18 protein-coding genes are annotated in these 15,714 nt (G+C 73.6%); 8 read left to right on the top strand and 10 right to left on the bottom strand.

Annotation, left to right across the window (positions count from 1 at the left end):
• Positions 1 to 15: 15 nt before the first annotated feature.
• The 5 genes from Sco07f_RS14630 to Sco07f_RS14610 form a co-directional block, all read right to left on the bottom strand.
• On the bottom strand, positions 16 to 450 hold the full coding sequence (locus Sco07f_RS14630; protein ID WP_042825638.1) for a hypothetical protein: 435 nt from the start codon (positions 448 to 450) through the stop codon (positions 16 to 18).
• A gap of 28 nt (positions 451 to 478) precedes the next feature.
• Positions 479 to 1,312: a DUF1206 domain-containing protein gene (locus Sco07f_RS14625; protein ID WP_108988078.1), complete on the bottom strand. Its 834-nt coding sequence runs from the start codon at positions 1,310 to 1,312 to the stop codon at positions 479 to 481.
• A gap of 178 nt (positions 1,313 to 1,490) precedes the next feature.
• Positions 1,491 to 1,736, bottom strand: a complete 246-nt coding sequence (locus Sco07f_RS14620) for a DUF5133 domain-containing protein (RefSeq protein ID WP_108988077.1) — start codon at positions 1,734 to 1,736, stop codon at positions 1,491 to 1,493.
• Between the two features lie 56 nt (positions 1,737 to 1,792).
• Positions 1,793 to 2,662: a SigB/SigF/SigG family RNA polymerase sigma factor gene (locus Sco07f_RS14615; RefSeq protein ID WP_007446605.1), complete on the bottom strand. Its 870-nt coding sequence runs from the start codon at positions 2,660 to 2,662 to the stop codon at positions 1,793 to 1,795.
• A 186-nt stretch (positions 2,663 to 2,848) separates the two neighbouring features.
• A complete protein-coding gene (locus tag Sco07f_RS14610) occupies positions 2,849 to 3,304 on the bottom strand; it encodes an ATP-binding protein (RefSeq protein ID WP_007446608.1) in 456 nt (151 codons plus the stop codon).
• A gap of 150 nt (positions 3,305 to 3,454) precedes the next feature.
• Here Sco07f_RS14610 and Sco07f_RS14605 point away from each other — a divergent pair, with 150 nt between their 5' ends.
• The 3 genes from Sco07f_RS14605 to Sco07f_RS14595 all read left to right on the top strand — a co-directional run bounded on the left by Sco07f_RS14605 (position 3,455) and on the right by Sco07f_RS14595 (position 6,021).
• On the top strand, positions 3,455 to 3,670 hold the full coding sequence (locus tag Sco07f_RS14605; protein WP_007446612.1) for a hypothetical protein: 216 nt from the start codon (positions 3,455 to 3,457) through the stop codon (positions 3,668 to 3,670).
• 86 nt (positions 3,671 to 3,756) lie between these two features.
• Complete coding sequence (locus Sco07f_RS14600; protein ID WP_108988076.1) at positions 3,757 to 5,235, top strand: aminotransferase class I/II-fold pyridoxal phosphate-dependent enzyme; 1,479 nt, start codon at positions 3,757 to 3,759, stop codon at positions 5,233 to 5,235.
• 330 nt (positions 5,236 to 5,565) lie between these two features.
• Complete coding sequence (locus Sco07f_RS14595) at positions 5,566 to 6,021, top strand: cyclic nucleotide-binding domain-containing protein (protein ID WP_007446616.1); 456 nt, start codon at positions 5,566 to 5,568, stop codon at positions 6,019 to 6,021.
• A gap of 7 nt (positions 6,022 to 6,028) precedes the next feature.
• Here the strand turns inward: Sco07f_RS14595 and Sco07f_RS14590 are convergent, their stop codons facing one another.
• Together Sco07f_RS14590 and Sco07f_RS14585 are read right to left on the bottom strand one after the other, a co-directional pair.
• Entirely contained in the window at positions 6,029 to 7,405 is a 1,377-nt protein-coding gene (locus tag Sco07f_RS14590) for an MFS transporter (RefSeq protein WP_108988075.1), read from the bottom strand.
• A gap of 73 nt (positions 7,406 to 7,478) precedes the next feature.
• Complete coding sequence (locus Sco07f_RS14585) at positions 7,479 to 8,093, bottom strand: LysE/ArgO family amino acid transporter (protein ID WP_054100094.1); 615 nt, start codon at positions 8,091 to 8,093, stop codon at positions 7,479 to 7,481.
• Positions 8,094 to 8,170: 77 nt separating this feature from the next.
• Between Sco07f_RS14585 and Sco07f_RS14580 the strand changes: the two genes are divergently transcribed.
• Both Sco07f_RS14580 and Sco07f_RS14575 read left to right on the top strand, forming a co-directional pair.
• Positions 8,171 to 9,073 carry a LysR family transcriptional regulator ArgP gene (locus tag Sco07f_RS14580; RefSeq protein ID WP_108988074.1) on the top strand — a complete coding sequence of 301 codons (903 nt, stop codon included), beginning with the start codon at positions 8,171 to 8,173 and terminating at the stop codon, positions 9,071 to 9,073.
• 125 nt (positions 9,074 to 9,198) lie between these two features.
• Complete coding sequence (locus Sco07f_RS14575; protein ID WP_054100096.1) at positions 9,199 to 9,450, top strand: WhiB family transcriptional regulator; 252 nt, start codon at positions 9,199 to 9,201, stop codon at positions 9,448 to 9,450.
• 29 nt (positions 9,451 to 9,479) lie between these two features.
• On the opposite strand, the gene Sco07f_RS14570 is transcribed toward Sco07f_RS14575, so the two are convergent.
• Both Sco07f_RS14570 and Sco07f_RS14565 read right to left on the bottom strand, forming a co-directional pair.
• Positions 9,480 to 11,153, bottom strand: a complete 1,674-nt coding sequence (locus tag Sco07f_RS14570) for an FAD-binding dehydrogenase (protein ID WP_007446624.1) — start codon at positions 11,151 to 11,153, stop codon at positions 9,480 to 9,482.
• Positions 11,154 to 11,176: 23 nt separating this feature from the next.
• Positions 11,177 to 11,800 carry a TetR/AcrR family transcriptional regulator gene (locus Sco07f_RS14565; RefSeq protein WP_007446626.1) on the bottom strand — a complete coding sequence of 208 codons (624 nt, stop codon included), beginning with the start codon at positions 11,798 to 11,800 and terminating at the stop codon, positions 11,177 to 11,179.
• A 131-nt stretch (positions 11,801 to 11,931) separates the two neighbouring features.
• Between Sco07f_RS14565 and Sco07f_RS14560 the strand changes: the two genes are divergently transcribed.
• From Sco07f_RS14560 to Sco07f_RS14550, 3 genes are all read left to right on the top strand, one after another.
• Positions 11,932 to 12,561 carry an alpha-ketoglutarate-dependent dioxygenase AlkB gene (locus tag Sco07f_RS14560; protein ID WP_007446634.1) on the top strand — a complete coding sequence of 210 codons (630 nt, stop codon included), beginning with the start codon at positions 11,932 to 11,934 and terminating at the stop codon, positions 12,559 to 12,561.
• A 76-nt stretch (positions 12,562 to 12,637) separates the two neighbouring features.
• A complete protein-coding gene (locus Sco07f_RS14555) occupies positions 12,638 to 13,384 on the top strand; it encodes an MBL fold metallo-hydrolase (RefSeq protein ID WP_108988073.1) in 747 nt (248 codons plus the stop codon).
• Positions 13,385 to 13,393: 9 nt separating this feature from the next.
• Entirely contained in the window at positions 13,394 to 14,626 is a 1,233-nt protein-coding gene (locus Sco07f_RS14550; protein ID WP_007446636.1) for a DUF4032 domain-containing protein, read from the top strand.
• A 22-nt stretch (positions 14,627 to 14,648) separates the two neighbouring features.
• Here the strand turns inward: Sco07f_RS14550 and Sco07f_RS14545 are convergent, their stop codons facing one another.
• On the bottom strand, positions 14,649 to 15,521 hold the full coding sequence (locus Sco07f_RS14545) for a universal stress protein (RefSeq protein ID WP_054100100.1): 873 nt from the start codon (positions 15,519 to 15,521) through the stop codon (positions 14,649 to 14,651).
• Positions 15,522 to 15,714 lie beyond the last annotated feature (193 nt).

The following is a 15,714-nucleotide window of genomic DNA, read 5'->3' as shown; positions in this document are numbered from 1 at the left end:
CCCGGGTGGTGAGGGTCAGAAGTCGCTGGGCAGACCGCTGGCCTCGGCGATGCCGCGCAGTTCCTCGTTCTGCTGGTGGCGTTCCTTGAGGTAGTCGGCGATCTCGCCGAGGCGCTCGGGGTCGGAGGCGGTGGCCGCGTCGGTGACGACCCGGACCGGGCCGGTCTCGTCGGTGTCGATCTCGACGACCTCGTTGTCGAGACGTCCGGTGACGGCGGTGGCGATGACCAGTGCGGCCTCGTCCCTGATCTCCTGGGGCAGCGCCTCGGCGTTGTCCCCGTCCAGGGAGAAGTCGATGGTCGGCATCTGCTGCTCGTCGATCGCCTGGAGGACCGGTTCCACCACGCTGAGCAGCAGCTGGTAGTCGTCGTTCGGCATGCGAACGCGCAGGAGGTCGAGGTAGACGTCCACGGGACGTCCGTCCGGCGGAGGAATCTCGTGTTCGTTCATTCGCCCCGTGTTCCCCGTGCCGGGCCGCTCAGACCCTCCGCAGCCGGGCGAGCGCGAAGGAGAAGACACCGAAGAGGACCAGGCCCGCGGCGACGCAGGCCAGCAGCCAGGGGCCGAGGGAGGTGCCGGCGAAGGAGCGGAGGGTGTCGTCCAGTCCCTTGGCCCGCTCCGGTTCGTAGTCGACGGCGGCCCGTACGGCGAAGGCTCCCGCCCCGGCGAAGACGAGACCGCGGGCGGCCCCGCCGGCGACTCCGGTGACGTCGACCAGCCGCCGGGTGCGCGGGCCCAGTCCGCCGAGTCTCATCTTCTTGCGGAAGGTGCGGCGGGCCGCCTGTATGCCGATCACCGCTCCGGCGACGACGATCGCGGCCCCGGCGATGCCCACGAGCCAGCGGCCCGCGGGCATCTCCATCACCCTGGCCGTGACGTCCCGGGACTGCCGGTCGCTGGATCCGCTGCCGCCGGCGCCGGCCGCGAAGGCCAGTACGGAGTAGGCGACGAACGTGTAGAACACGCAGCGGGCGGCGGCGGGGAGGCGCTTGCGCAGGGTGTGGCCGTCCTTGCCGGTGACGCCGAAGAGCGCCTCGGACAGCCGCCACAGGGCCATGCCGGCCAGCCCGGCGCCGAGCGCCCAGAGCAGCACGGCCCCGAACGGCTTGTCCGACAGCTCGGCCAGGGCGCCGCCCCGGTCCGCCTGCCGGTTTCCGGCTCCGAAGGCGATCCGCAGGGCCAGGACGCCGACCAGCAGGTAGATGACGCCGCGGGCGGTGAGCCCGGCCCGGGCGGCTCCCTCGGCCGCCGACCCGTTCGCGGCCCGTCGGGCGCGGCTTCGTCCGGTGGCTGTCAGGACACGTGCGTTCATGTGGATCCCCTCCCGGACTCCGGATGCCCCGGCTTCTCCCTCGCACACCGTGCGGCTGCCGGCGTGCGGCTGCCCGTACACCGTCGGGCGGGTACGGGCAGCCGTGGTGTCGCGCCCCGTCGTCCTGGTCCGTTCGTCTCCTGCCGGTCCGACGTCCGTGCGTCCCCCGGGTCCCTCGTCAGTCCGCCACGCCGACGGGCGCGGCGCCGGGCGCGGTAGCCGGCTCCGGCGGCCCGGCCAGTTGGCGCCGGGCGGCGTCCAGGGCCCGCGTCACGTCCCGCGTGCCGGTCGACACGCACAGCGTGTAGGCCAGGTCCCGGGTCCGCGGGCCCGGCTCGCCCGTCGCGCCGGCGGGCTCGTCCACCGCGGCCGCCTCGTACTCCTCCAGGAGCCTGCGCAGTACCTCGGGGTGTGGCATCAGCATCCGTCTCGTCCCTCCCTGGTCCCCGGGCCCGTCCGGCGTGTCGTCCGTCCGGCTCCTCAAGTGCGCACCGCGTGGCCGGGGCGGGTGGCCCGCTCCCCCATCGCCTCGTCGCGCACGCGGGCGCAGCTGCGGCTGATCAGCCGCGAGACGTGCATCTGCGAGATGCCCAGGCAGTCCGCGATCCGGCTCTGCGTCATGTCCTCGAAGAAGCGCATGTAGAGAATGGCGCGCTCACGTTCGGGCAGCCTGCGCAGGCCCTCCTTGGCGGACTCCCGGTCGATCACGGTGTCGTACGAGGCGTCGGCGGCGCCGAGGGTGTCCGCGAGGCTGTAGCCGTCGTCGCCGGCCGACAGTTCGGCGTCCAGCGACAGGGTGCTGAAGCTCTCCAGCGCCTCCATGCCGGCGCCGACCTCTTCCTCGGTCAGCCCGGTGTGGGCGGCGAGGGCGGCCACCGAGGGTTCGGGACTGCCCGGGCTCTGGACGAGTTCCCGGCGGGCGACGCGCACCTTGTTGCGCAGTTCCTGGACCCGGCGGGGCACCCTCAGGGCCCACATCCGGTCGCGGAAGTGGCGCTTGACCTCACCGGTGATGGTGGGGACGGCGTAGCTCTCGAAGGCTCCCCGGCCGGGGTCGAAGCGGTCGATGGCCTTGACCAGGCCGAGCGCCGCCACCTGGCGGAGGTCCTCGAGGGATTCGCCGCGGTCCCGGAACCGTCCGGCGATCCGGTGGGCCATGGGCAGCCAGGCCGTGACCAGTTCGTCGCGCACGGCGTCCCGTTCGGGTCCGTCGGCCAGTCCCGCCAGCCGGCCGAAGAGGGCCATGGTGTCGGGGGCGTCGTCGTGCCGGCGGCGGGCCGGGGCGGCGGAGGGGTCGTCGGTGGGCCGGGGGGTGGTACCGGGACGGATGGTGGGCGTTTCTATGAGCATGCGGATTCGCTCCTGAACGGTGGTCTCAGGGGACTTTCCGCGGGAACGGCGCTGTCCGGGGTGGCCCCGGCACAGCCGGAGTGTCCGAAACAGCCGTACCGCTCCCGCTGCTGCGCCTCCGGTCCGAAGCACGAATCTGCGACTGCCCCTGCCCCGGTGGAACAAACTCCGCTTTTCCAAAAGTCATCAGGACAGCGGAACGACGACGGTGATGCACTTGCCTCCCGAGGGAAGATCTGCCACGCGCACCTCGCGGGCCAGCCGGCACACGATCGGCCAGCCCCGGCCGCCGAGGCGCCGGTGGCCGCGGTCGTCGGTGGGCGGCACGGCCACCGGGAGGTCGTGGCTGCGGTCGCACACCGACAGCAGCACTCCCGGGTGCGCTCCGGGTCCCACGACGTCGACCTGGAAATCGGTGATGCCGCCGCCGTGCAGGATGGCGTTGGTGGTCAGTTCCGAGGCCACGAGCAGGGCGTCCGACAGGGCGCGCACGTCGCAGGACGCGGTGCCGTGGAGACCGCGGCACTCGGTGACGGCGTGCTCGACCGCCTTGCGCGCGTCGGCGGGCCTGCACGGCCCGCACCGGTGGTGCGGGTCCGTGCTTCGCCGTTCGACGGGTCGGGTGGTGTCCCTCTCGCTCATCCGTCGGCTCCCTGGTAGGTCCGGTTCGGTTCGCCGGCGTGCGCGCCGTGCGGCCCCGTCACTGTCGGCTGACCTCTGCCGGTACCGGCAAACCTTCGGTCCTCCTTGCGGCCCAAGGGATCCGGGCGCCCTGCGGGGTACGCGGAGTGCATGACGGATGTTGTGGACTCGGACGAACTGCTGCGCCGCATGCACCGGGCGCGGGCCTGTGCGCTGGAGGAGGGGCGCAGCTGGCGGGCGCGCAGCGAGGAGCTGCGGCCGACCGACCCGGAGGGCTCGCGGGAGGCCGCCGTACGGACGGTGGCGTACGAGGCCGTCCTGCGGGTGCTCGACGAGGTGCTGACCCCGGGCCGGAACGCGCGGTGAGGGACCTCGGGACGGACGGCCGGAACGCGCGGTGAGCGGCCGCCTCGGGACGGATTGACGGAGCGCCGGACGGGAAACCGGGCGGCATGACAGCCGATCACCGCCGAGCACCGGTCCTGGAAGCCCTCGCCGAGTACCGCCGTGAGGGGCGGCTGGCGTTCACGCCGCCCGGGCACAAGCAGGCGCGTGGCGCGGACCCGGCGGTGCGCGAGGTGCTGGGCGACGCGGTGTTCCACGGCGACGTGCTGGCGACGGCCGGGCTCGACGACCGGCTCACCCGGGGGCGGGTGCTGCAGCGCGCGCAGGAGCTGATGGCGGACGCCGTCCACGCCGATCACACGTTCTTCTCGACGTGCGGGAGCTCCCTGTCGGTGAAGGCGGCGATGCTGGCGGTCGCGGGGCCGCACGAGAAGCTGCTGATCGGCCGGGACGCGCACAAGTCCGTGGTCTCGGGGCTGATCCTGTCCGGCATCGAACCGGTCTGGGTCGAACCGCGGTGGGACGCCGAGCGGCATCTGGCCCATCCGCCGTCCGCGGAGGCGTTCGAGGAGGCGTTCGCCGCCCATCCCGACGCCAAGGGCGCCCTGGTCACGAGCCCGACGCCGTACGGCGCGAGTGCCGATCTGCGGGCCGTGGCCGAGGTCTGCCACCGGCGTTCGGTGCCGCTGATCGTCGACGAGGCGTGGGGCGCGCATCTGCCCTTCCACCCCGACCTGCCGTCCTGGGCGATGGACGCGGGCGCCGACATCTGTGTGACCAGCATCCACAAGATGGGCAGCGGTCTGGAACAGGGCTCGGTGTTCCATCTGCGCGGCGACCTGGTGCAGCCGAAGGTCCTCGGCATGCGCGCCGACCTGCTGAGCACCACCAGCCCCTCGGTACTGATCTTCGCCGGTCTGGACGGCTGGCGCCGCCAGATGGCGCTCGGCGGCCAGGAGCTGATGGGCGGGGCGCTGAGGCTGGCGGCCAGCGTGCGCGCGGCGATCGAGGAGATCGACGGGATGCACGTCAACGACCGCGACGACTTCTGCGGTCCCGGCAAGGCCCACGGCTTCGATCCGCTGCCGGTCGTCATCGACCTCGACGGGCTCGGCGTCCCGGGCTTCCAGGCGGCGGACTGGCTGCGCGAGCACCGCGGCGTGGTCGCCCACATCACCGACCACCGCCGCATCGGCGCGCAGATCACCCACGGCGACGACCGGGAGACCGCGGACGAACTGCTCACCGCCCTCAAGGACCTGGCCCGCGCCGCCGGCGGCCTGGAGCCCGCGCCGCGTGTCGAGGTGCCCTCCCCGGCCGAGCTGCGGATGCCGCAGGTGGACCTGCCTAGGGACGCCTTCTTCGGCCCCACCGAGGACGTGCCCCTGGAGCGGGCCTCGGGGAGGGTCGCGGCGGAGATGATCACGCCGTATCCGCCGGGCATTCCGGCCGTGCTGCCCGGTGAGCGGCTGGCCGAGCCGGTCCTGCGCTATCTGCGCAGCGGTCTGGAGGCCGGGATGTACCTGCCGGACCCGACCGATCCGGCACTGGAGACGATCCGGGTCGTCGCGGAGCGTGACGAGTGAGGAGCGGGCCGGGGACGGGCGAGTGAAACGGGTCACTCGCCCCGGTACCGGTTTCGCGGAACACCCGGAGATGGTTTAGCGTTCATCCATATGTGGCGACGGAGTCGACCGAAACGTCCTCCGCGGTCACCGCTTACGGCCCTGGCCGGCCTCCCCCGTCCGGCCAGGGCTTTTTCATGCTCTTTGCACGCCCTCGCGCCCCCGTTCCCGGTTCTCGCACGGAATCCGTACCGGATTCGCCGTCCGCCGAGGTGCTCAGGGCGCCGGCAGCGACTGAAATGGGCATAGGGAAAGCCCCGGAACCGAATCGCCGGCGAGGAGCCCCGTGCCATGACCAAAGCGATCAAACTCCTGAACGCCCTGCCCCTCCCCCAGCGCGCGCGGCTGATGGAGCTGGCCCAGGAGGTCTCCTTCCCGGAGGACGACCGGATCTTCGAGGCGGGAGCCAGGGCGGACCGCTTCTGGGTCATCCGCTCCGGCGCGGTCTCCCTGACCCAGCGGGTGACGTCCCTTCAGCGGGTCACGGTCGCCAGTCTCGGGGTGGGCGACCTGCTCGGCTGGTCCTGGCTGTTCCCGCCCTACGAGTGGGACTTCGGCGCCGAGGCGTTCAGCCCGGTACGTGCCTACGAGTTCGAGGCGGACGCGGTGCTCGACCTGTGCGAGCGGGACCCGCAGCTGGGCATCGTGCTGGTGCGCTCGGTGGCGGAGATCCTCGCGCACCGGCTGGAGAACACCAGGGGCCGGCTCATGGAGCACTACGCGCTGCACGGACGCGGCACCCTGTGAGGCGCGGTCAGACGCGGTAGCGGCGCAGCGCCGGCATCGCGGCGGCCAGCGCCAGCATCACGGCCACGACGAGCAGCCCGCCCCCGGTCACGGCCTCCCGCGCGCCGAAGGCGGAGCCCGCCCCGCCGTGCAGGACGTCGGCCAGCCGCGGGCCGCCCGCCACGACGACGGTGAACACGCCCTGCATCCGCCCGCGCATCTCGTCGGTGGCCGCGGACAGCAGGATCGCCCCGCGGAACACCATGGAGACCATGTCGGCGATTCCGGCCACGGCCAGGAACGCCACCGCGAGCCACAGGCTGCCGCTCAGCCCGAAGCCGGTGATGGCCGCACCCCACACCACGACCGCGCCGATCACCATCCAGCCGTGCCGGCGCGCCCGGGAGAAGGTCCCGGAGAACAGCCCGCCGGCCACGGCGCCGACGGGGATCGCCGCGAACAGCAGACCGAGCGCGAGCCCCTCGCCGTACGGGGCGTACGTCTCGGCGGCGAGCTGCGGGAACAGGGCGCGGGGCATGCCGAACACCATGGCGACGATGTCGGCCAGGAAGGACAGCAGCAGCACCTTGTGCCCGGCGATGTAGCGGAAGCCCGCCACCACCTCGCGCACGCCCGCGCGCCGGACCGCCGTGCCCGCGAGCGGCGGCAGCGCGGGGAGCCGGTAGACCGCCCACACGGTGACGCACAGGGCCAGCGCGTCGATCAGGTACAGCTCGGGCAGGCCGATCACCGGGATCAGCGCACCGGCGAGCAGCGGCCCGACCACCTGCCCGGTCTGCATGACGGTCGAGCCGAGGGCGTTGGCGGCGGGCAGCTCGTCCTCGGGCACCAGCCGGGCGATGGAGGCGTTGCGGGCCGGGGCGTTGAGGCCCCAGAAGGCCTGTTGCAGCGCGAGCAGCAGCATCAGCGCGGCCACCGACGCCATGCCGGTGACCGCCTGTATCCAGAAGAGCAGCGAGGTCACCGCGATGCCGGTGTTGGTGATCAGCAGCAGCCTGCGGCGGTCCATGGTGTCGGCCACCGCGCCGCCCCACAGGGCGAAGACGATGAGCGGCAGCAGCCCGGCGAGGCTCGCGGCGCCGACCCAGGCCGAGGAGCCGGTGATGTCGTAGATCTGCTTGGGCACGGCGACCGCGGTGAGCTGGCTGCCGACGGCCGTGACGATGGTCGAGGACCACAGCCTGCGGTAGGCCGGGCGGCGCAGGGGGCGGGTGTCCATGGCCCAGCGGCGCCATCCGCGCTGCCGCGTCCCGTCCGGCGCCGGGGCCTTCGCCTCCGGTTCGGTGCCGCTCTCGCCGCTGCTCTCGCCCGTGTCGCCGCTGCTCTCGCTGGTGTCGCCGCTGCTCTCGCTGGTGTCCACACGCTTCCTACATGCTCGGTACATCTTTCGACTGCGGGGATCACTATCGCAGCCGCGTTCGAGCCCGCCGGACGCGCGTGGCCCGATACCGGCCCTCTCACGCCCCGGCGACGAGGGAGACGCCGAGGACGATCATGGTGGCGGCCACCAGGCCGTCCAGTACGCGCCAGGCCGAGGGCCGGGCCAGGAAGCGGCCGAGGTAGCGGGCGCCGAAGCCGAGCGCGGCGAACCAGACCAGGCTGGCCGCGGCGGCTCCGAGGCCGAAGGTCCAGCGCAGCGGCCCCCGGTCGGCGGCGACGGAGCCCAGCAGGAACACGGTGTCCAGGTAGACGTGCGGGTTGAGCCAGGTCAGCGCCAGGCAGGTGAGTACGGCCCGGCGGCGGGAGCCCGCGGCGTCGCCCTCCGCCCGCAGCGCGCCGGAGGGGCGGAAGACCCGCCGGGCGGCCAGGGCGCCGTAGCAGAGCAGGAAGGCGCCGCCGATCCAGCCGACGGCGGTCAGCGCGCCCGGCCAGGCCACCACCACGGCGCCCACCCCGCCGACGCCGAGGGCGATGAGCAGGGCGTCGGACAGGGCGCAGATGCCGACCACGGCGAGGACGGCGTCGCGGCGGATGCCCTGACGCAGGACGAAGGCGTTCTGGGCGCCGATGGCGACGATGAGCGAGAGTCCGGTGCCGAAACCGGCGGCGGCTGCCGTGAGGGCGCTGTTCATGCCCTCGACGCTAAGCGGACGATCACCGGACGTACAGCTAAAGATTCTTACGTATCATTAGCCAGCGTGATGAAGACATGACGCCGACGTTCGCGGATCTGCCGCTGGACCATGTGCGCACCCTCCTGGCCGTCGTGGACGAGGGCACGTTCGACGCGGCCGCCGACGCCCTGCACGTGACGCCGTCCGCGGTCAGCCAGCGGGTGAAGGCACTGGAGCAGCGCACCGGCCGGGTGCTGCTGCTGCGCACCAAGCCGGTGCGGGCGACCGACTCCGGTGCCGTGCTGGTGCGGCTGGCCCGGCAGGTGGCGCGGCTGGAGCGGGACGCCTCGGCCGAGCTGGGCCTGCGGGGGGCGGACGAGCCGACCCGGGTGACGGTGGCGGTGAACGCCGACTCGCTGGCGACCTGGTTCCTGCCCGCCCTCACCCGCATCCCCCGGGAGCCCGCCCTCTGCTTCGAACTGCGCCGGGAGGACGAGGGCCACACGGCGACGCTGCTGCGGGAGGGCGTGGTGATGGCGGCGGTGACGTCGTCGCCGGAACCGGTGCCGGGCTGCACGGTCCGGACGCTGGGCCGGATGCGCTATCTCCCCTGCGCCGCCCCCGGGTTCGCGGCCCGGCACCTGGAGGCGACGCCGCGGGAGGCCGTCGCCGACGCCCCGGTGGTGGTCTTCGACCGGCGGGACGACTTCCAGGACTCCTTCGCCCGCCGGCTCGGTCACGGTGGCGCGAGCGCCGCGCGGCACTACGTGCCGACCTCGGAGGGCTTCGTCGAGGCCGTCGCCGCCGGTCTTGGCTGGGGCATGGTCCCGCAGCCGCAGGCCGAGCCCCTGCTGCGCACCGGCCGGCTCGTCGGCTTCGCGCCGGACCTGGCGGTGGACGTCACGCTGTACTGGCAGCAGTGGAAGCTCGACTCCCCGGCGCTGGCCGCGGTGGCGGACGCGGTGGTCACGGCGGCCGCGGAGGCGCTGGGCCGGTAGACCCACGGAGGCGGACACGGCGCCTCACGAGGACCGGGCCGGTTTCACCCCGCTGTCGACAGGTCACCCGCAACGGAGTAGGCCATGCACGAGGACGCGAACGATACCGATCGCAGGTGACTTTGATGGACAACTGGCGAGAGCACGCCGCATGCCGGACGGAGGACCCCGACCTCTTCTTCCCGATCGGCACCACCGGCCCGGCCGCTTTGCAGACCGAGCAGGCGAAGGCGGTCTGCCGGACCTGCCCGGTCCGGGAGCAGTGCCTGCGGTGGGCGCTCGACACCGGGCAGACCCTCGGCGTCTGGGGCGGTACCAGCGAGTTGGAGCGCCGTGCGCTCAAGCGACGCGAGGCCGTACGCCGCAGGTCGGCGTAACCCGGCGCCCGCGCCGCCCGGTTGGCCGCTCAGGCGGTCTGCCGTGCCGCGGCCCGGCCCGCCGCCCGACCGGAGAACAGGCAGCCGCCCAGGAAGGTGCCCTCCAGCGCGTTGTACCCGTGCACCCCTCCCCCGCCGAAGCCGGCCACCTCGCCGGCCGCGTACAGGCCCTCGACCGGGGTGCCGTCGGCGCCCAGTGCGCGGGAGTCCAGGTCGGTCTGGATGCCGCCGAGGGTCTTGCGGGTGAGGATGTGCAGCTTGACGCCGATCAGCGGGCCCGCGGCCGGGTCGAGGATGCGGTGCGGGATGGCAACCCGGCCGAGGCGGTCGCCGATGTAGCGGCGGGCGTTGCGGATGCCCTGCACCTGGGCGTCCTTGGCGTACGGGTTGGCCATTTGCAGGTCCCGCGCCTCGATCTGGCGCCGGAGTGCGGCGGCGTCCAGGAGTGGCTTGTCGGTCAACCGGTTCATCTTGTCCACCAGTTGCTCCAGGTCCGGCGCGGTCACGAAGTCGGCACCCTTGCGCAGGAACGCGTCCACCGGGGCCGGGGCGCCCTTGCCGAGGACGCGTTCGCGCAGGAATCCGGCGCGGTCCTTGGCGGTGATGTCGGGGTTCTGCTCGGAGCCGGAGAGCGCGAACTCCTTCTCGACGATCTTCTGGGTGAGGACGAACCACGAGTGGTCGTGTTCCGCGAGGTCCTCGGCCGTGCGCAGGTGGCGCAGGGTGCCCAGGGTGTCGTAGCCGGGCAGGTACGGCTCGGGCAGCCGGCGGCCCAGCGCGTCGAACCACATGGAGGACGGTCCGGGCAGGATGCGGATGCCGTGGCCGGGCCAGATCGGGTCCCAGTTGCGCACGCCCTCGGTGTAGTGCCACATGCGGTCGCGGTTGACCAGGCGGGCGCCCGCCTCGGCGCTGATGCCGAGCATCCGGCCGTCGACGTAGGCGGGGACTCCGGTGACCATCTCGGCGGGCGGGGTGCCCAGGCGTTCGGGCCAGTGGCGGCGGACGATGTCGTGGTCGGCGCCGATGCCGCCGGAGGTGACGACGACGGCCTGGGCGGTGAGTTCGAACTCTCCGGCCGCCTCGCGGCTGGAGGCGACGCCGCGCGGCGAGTGGTCCGGGGCGAGGACCGTGCCGCGCACCCCGCGCGCCGTGCCGCCCTCGACGACCAGGTGGTCGACGCGGTGGCGGTGGTGGAAGGTGAGCAGCCCGTCCCGCACCGCCTGCTTCGCGTACCGCACGAAGGGCTCGACGACTCCCGTGCCGGTCCCCCAGGCGATGTGGAACCGGGGCACGGAGTTGCCGTGCCCGCCGGCCCTCAGGTCGCCGCGCTCGGCCCAGCCGACGGTGGGCAGGAAGGTGATGCCGTGTCCCGCGAGCCAGGACCGCTTCTCCCCCGCCGCCCACTCCACGTAGGCGCGCGCCCAGCGCACCGCCCAGGAGTCCTCGTCGTCGGTGCGGTCGAAGCCGGCGCTGCCCTGCCAGTCGCTCCAGGCCAGGTCGAAGGAGTCCTTGACGCCGAGGCGGCGCTGTTCCGGGGAGTCGACGAGGAAGAGGCCGCCGAAGGACCAGAAGGCCTGCCCGCCGAGGTTGGCCGCGTTCTCCTGGTCGACCAGGGCCACCCTCCGGCCCCGGCTGGTCAGCTCGTGGGCCGCGACCAGGCCCGCGAGACCCGCTCCGACCACGATGACGTCGGCATCCATGGCGACCGTCCCTTCCTGTTGTGTCATTGACGCGTACTGCCGTCGGTGAGCAGCGCGGTGAGCAGTTGTCCGAGCCAGATCCGGGCGTGTGCGACGTCCCGGTCGAGGAGCAGCTGGGTGGTGACCCCGTCGTACGCGGCGACCACGGCGTGTGCGGCGTGCTCCGCGTCACCCAGCACGGCGGGCAGGGCGGTGTGTCCGCGGGCCCGCGCGAGCCGGTCGGCGATCGCCCGCCTGAGCCGGGCCCGGTGCTCCAGGAGGGTCCGGGCGACGTCCGGGTCGCGGGCGGCGTGCACGAGGAAGTCCGTCTTCACCAGGAGCCAGTCCCGGTCCAGGAGCAGCACCTCGGTGACGCGCTCCACGGCGGCCGGCACGTCCAGGTCGGGGCCGTCGGAGGCGAGGGCGGCGGACACCTGCTCGGCGATCAGGCCGGCCCGTTGCCCGTAGAGGGCGAAGAACAGTTCGTCGAGGCTGTCGAAGTTGGAGTAGAAGGCGCCGCGGCTGTACCCGGCGGCCTCGCAGACCTCCTCGATCGACACCCGCCCGAACCCCTTGGCGGCGAACACCCCGAACGCGGCGTCCAGGAGGTTGGCGCGGGTGCGCGCACGGCGTCTGGTCACCCGCCCGTTCGTCTCCCGCACCGCCACGCCCGGCCCCTTCTCCTCGTTCGATGCGCGAATGTATCGGATACGGCGGTGTATCGAAAGGGCCGGATCGCGCACTGCCCCGGCCGAGAGGTGAATAGAACACAGTTTCGAACACGGAGTACGCTGGTCCCATGACCACGCACCTCCAGGGCTCGCTCTTCGACCAGACCGACGAGGTCGGGCTCGGCTCCCTCGACGGGCTCCACCGCACCCGCCTCGGCTCCGGCGCCTGGATCGACCTGCTCCCCGGGTGGCTGAGCGGTGCCGACGCGCTCTTCGAGCGGCTGGCCACCGGGGTCCCCTGGCGCGCCGAGCGGCGTGAGATGTACGAACGGGTCGTCGACGTGCCCCGGCTGCTGGCGTTCTACGGCGCGGCCGACCCGCTGCCCGACCCCCTGCTGGCGGAGGCGCGAGACGCCCTGTCCGCCCACTACGCCGAGGAGCTGGGCGAGCCCTTCACCACGGCGGGCCTGTGCCACTACCGCGACGGCCGGGACAGCGTCGCCTGGCACGGCGACCGGATCGGGCGGGGCGCGCGTCAGGACACGATGGTCGCGATCCTCTCCGTCGGCGCGCCCCGTGATCTGCTGCTGCGGCCGGCGGGCGGGGGCGGCGAGACGGTGCGCCGCCCGCTGGGCCACGGCGACCTGATCGTGATGGGCGGCTCCTGCCAGCGCACCTGGGAGCACTGCGTCCCGAAGAGCACCCGCGCCGCCGGGCCCCGCATCAGCGTCCAGTTCCGCCCGCACGGCGTGCGCTGAGGGCCGGGAACCGCACGCGCCCGGTTTCTGGTTGGCTGTCCCGCGCGGGGACCACCGACCTGGAACGCGGGAGACCATGAGCGCGGACGTACGGCAAGTGGCCGACGGCACCTACCTGGTGCACGGCGGCCACACCAACTGGGTCATCCTCACCGACGGCGACGCGGTGACCCTCGTCGACACCGGATACCCCGGCGACCGCCGGGCACTGCTCGACTCCCTGACCGCCGTCGGGAGTTCGCCCGAGGCGGTGGCGGCCGTGCTGATCACCCACGCCCACAACGACCACCTGGGCTCGGCCGAGTACCTGCGCGCCGCCCACGGCACCCCGGTCCTGCTGCACGAGGCCGAGGTGCCGCACGCCCGGCGCGACTTCCTCCAGCAGGTGTCGGTGGGCACGGTGCTGCGCAACGCCTGGCGCCCCGGCGTGCTGCCGTGGATGGCGCACGTGCTGCGCACCGGCGGCACCGAGCAGCACCCGGTGACCGCGCCCTCGGGCTTCCCGGTGGACGGTGCCCTCGACCTGCCCGGCCGGCCCGTGCCGGTGCACACCCCCGGGCACACCGACGGACACTGCGTCTACCACCTCCCCGACGCCGGGGTGGTGATCTCCGGCGACGCGCTGGTGAGCGGGCACGCCATCTCACGGATCGAGGGACCGCAGCTGCTGCCCGACCTGTTCCACCACGACCGGGCGGGCGCGGTCGCCTCGCTCGACGTCGTCGCCGGTCTGGAGGGCGACCTCCTGCTGCCGGGCCACGGTCCGGTCCACCGGGGGCCGGTGAAGGACGCCGCGGGCCTGGCCCGGGAACGGGCGTTCTAGAGTCGGGGCATGGCCTTGCAGATCAGCGCCACCAATCCGGAGCATCCCGCGCTCCTTCTCGAACTGCCCTGGCAGCTGCCGCTGGAGCAGTGGCCCGAGGAGTACCTCGTGCCCCTGCCCCGCGGCATCTCCCGGCACGTGGTCCGCTACGCGCGCGCCGGGGACGAGGTGATCGCGGTCAAGGAGCTGGCCGAGCGGCCGGCGCTGCGCGAGTACCAGCTGCTGCGCGACCTGGACCGGCTCGCGATCCCGGCGGTGGACGCGCTGGCCGTGATCACCGGCCGCACGGACGCCGCCGGGGCCGCGCTGGAGCCGGTGCTGGTCACGCGGCACCTGGGCGGGTCGCAGCCGTACCGGTCGATGTTCGAGACGACGCTGCGCCCCGCGACCATGCACCGCCTGATGGACGCCCTCGCGGTACTGCTGGTGCGGCTGCACCTGGCCGGGTTCGCGTGGGGCGACTGCTCGCTGTCCAACACGCTCTTCCGGCGCGACGCGGGCGCCTACGCCGCCTACCTGGTCGACGCCGAGACCGGCGAGCTGCACCCGCGGCTGAGCCCCGGGCAGCGCGACTACGACCTCGACCTGGCCCGGGTCAACATCAGTGGCGAACTGCTCGACCTGGAGGCCTCCGGGGCCCTGCACCCCTCCGTCGACCCGGTCGACTTCGGCACCGAGATCTGCGCCCGCTACCGGAGCCTGTGGCAGGAGCTGACCCGTACCTCCGTGTATCCGGCGGGCAAGTACCACTACATCGAGCGCCGCATCCGGCGTCTGAACGACCTCGGCTTCGACGTGGCCGAGATGCAGATCGAGCACGCCTCCAACGGCGACGCGGTCACCTTCGTGCCCAAGGTCGTCGACGCCGGTCACCACCAGCGCCAGCTGCTGCGCCTGACCGGGCTGGACGCCGAGGAGAACCAGGCCAGGCGGCTGCTCAACGACCTGGAGAGCTGGATGGCCACCCAGGACGACTACGCCCCGGGCGACCCCCTCGGCGCCCGCCCGGAGGTCCTCGCCCACCGCTGGGTGCGCGAGGTCTTCCGGCCCACCGTGCGCGCCGTGCCGCTGGAGCTGCGCGGCGCGATGGACCCGGCGGAGATCTACCACGAGCTGCTGGAGCACCGCTGGTACCTGTCCGAGCGGGCCCAGCACGACATCGGCCTGGACACGGCGGTCGAGGACTACCTCGTCAACATCCTGCCCGGGGTACGGGAGACGCTGCGGCCCACGGCGGACTGAGCGGCGGCCCCCACCGCGCGCCTCACGTGTGCGGGACGACCGCCACCGGGCACTCCGCGTGGTGCAGCACGCCGTGGGCCACCGAGCCGATCCGGGCGCCGACGGCGCTGCGGCGGGCGCGGCGGCCGACGACCACCAACTGGGCGTTCGCGGACGCCGACAGCAGCACCTGGCCGGCGCTGCCCATCTCCACGTGCTCGACCACCGGAACGTCGGGGAAGCGTTCGCGCCAGGGTGCGAGGGCCTCGCCGAGCGCCTTGTGCTCGTACTGCTCCAGGCCGCCGGCCTCGTCGGCGAGCGCCATGGAGCCGGGGCTGTAGGTGAACACCGTCGGCAGGGTCCAGGCGCGTACGGCCCGCACGGCGGCGCCCCGGGCGGCGGCCGCCTCGAACGCGGCCCCGACGACGTCGGCACTGTCCTCGGGCTCGCCCTGCTGGCCCACGACGACCTCGCGGCCCGCGGCCTCGGCGGCGGCCTCGTCACCGGCGCGCACGAGGACGACCGGCCGGGTCGCCTCGGCGATCACCTGCTGACCGACCGAGCCGAGCAGGAAGCCGACGACCGGTCCGTGGCCGCGCGAGCCGAGGACCAGCGTCTCGGCCTCGCCCGCGGCGGCGAGCAGGGCCGCTACGGCGTCGCCCTCGCGCAGGTCGGTGGTGACCGTGAGGCCGGGATGGCGCTCGGTGACGGTGCCGACCGCCGAGGCGAGGGCGTCCCGCGCCCACCCCTCCTGGGTCTCCCGGGTCACCGTGCCGGCCACGCCCCGGTCCTGGAACCGCCAGGCGTGCACGACGTGCAGCGGGGCATCGCGGCGGACCGCCTCCCTCGCCGCCCAGGCCAGTGCGGCCAGGCTCTCCTCCGAACCGTCCAGGCCGGCCGTGATCGGGCGCGTCATGCGGGTCCCTCCCTGTGTCGCGGTCACGTCGTTCATGGCGCCCAGTCTTCCCCAAGCCGTCCCCGTCACCACGCAGGGGGACCGGGCGGGCCCCCGGCGCCCTTCCGCTGCCTGAGCGGGGCGCGGCGATCGAACATACGATGGGCTGGAGGCCGGTGCGGTGACGGGGACGCCGTGCCGTGAACCCGGCCTC

The sequence above is a fragment of the Streptomyces coelicoflavus genome (assembly GCF_003112555.1).
GTDB lineage: Bacteria > Actinomycetota > Actinomycetes > Streptomycetales > Streptomycetaceae > Streptomyces > Streptomyces coelicoflavus.
Note: the sequence above shows the minus strand (reverse complement) of the source record. Positions and strands in the feature narration are given on the sequence as shown.

Coding starts and splice junctions, on each gene's coding strand:
- Sco07f_RS14555 (WP_108988073.1), top strand. CDS start 12,638: ATGAGCGCGGACGTACGGCAAGTGGCCGACGGCACCTACCTGGTGCAC.
- Sco07f_RS14560 (WP_007446634.1), top strand. CDS start 11,932: ATGACCACGCACCTCCAGGGCTCGCTCTTCGACCAGACCGACGAGGTC.
- Sco07f_RS14575 (WP_054100096.1), top strand. CDS start 9,199: ATGGACAACTGGCGAGAGCACGCCGCATGCCGGACGGAGGACCCCGAC.
- Sco07f_RS14585 (WP_054100094.1), bottom strand. CDS start 8,093: ATGAACAGCGCCCTCACGGCAGCCGCCGCCGGTTTCGGCACCGGACTC.
- Sco07f_RS14615 (WP_007446605.1), bottom strand. CDS start 2,662: ATGCTCATAGAAACGCCCACCATCCGTCCCGGTACCACCCCCCGGCCC.
- Sco07f_RS14595 (WP_007446616.1), top strand. CDS start 5,566: ATGACCAAAGCGATCAAACTCCTGAACGCCCTGCCCCTCCCCCAGCGC.
- Sco07f_RS14620 (WP_108988077.1), bottom strand. CDS start 1,736: ATGCTGATGCCACACCCCGAGGTACTGCGCAGGCTCCTGGAGGAGTAC.
- Sco07f_RS14605 (WP_007446612.1), top strand. CDS start 3,455: ATGACGGATGTTGTGGACTCGGACGAACTGCTGCGCCGCATGCACCGG.
- Sco07f_RS14580 (WP_108988074.1), top strand. CDS start 8,171: ATGACGCCGACGTTCGCGGATCTGCCGCTGGACCATGTGCGCACCCTC.
- Sco07f_RS14570 (WP_007446624.1), bottom strand. CDS start 11,153: ATGGATGCCGACGTCATCGTGGTCGGAGCGGGTCTCGCGGGCCTGGTC.
- Sco07f_RS14590 (WP_108988075.1), bottom strand. CDS start 7,405: ATGTACCGAGCATGTAGGAAGCGTGTGGACACCAGCGAGAGCAGCGGC.
- Sco07f_RS14630 (WP_042825638.1), bottom strand. CDS start 450: ATGAACGAACACGAGATTCCTCCGCCGGACGGACGTCCCGTGGACGTC.
- Sco07f_RS14545 (WP_054100100.1), bottom strand. CDS start 15,521: ATGACGCGCCCGATCACGGCCGGCCTGGACGGTTCGGAGGAGAGCCTG.
- Sco07f_RS14600 (WP_108988076.1), top strand. CDS start 3,757: ATGACAGCCGATCACCGCCGAGCACCGGTCCTGGAAGCCCTCGCCGAG.
- Sco07f_RS14610 (WP_007446608.1), bottom strand. CDS start 3,304: ATGAGCGAGAGGGACACCACCCGACCCGTCGAACGGCGAAGCACGGAC.
- Sco07f_RS14625 (WP_108988078.1), bottom strand. CDS start 1,312: ATGAACGCACGTGTCCTGACAGCCACCGGACGAAGCCGCGCCCGACGG.
- Sco07f_RS14550 (WP_007446636.1), top strand. CDS start 13,394: ATGGCCTTGCAGATCAGCGCCACCAATCCGGAGCATCCCGCGCTCCTT.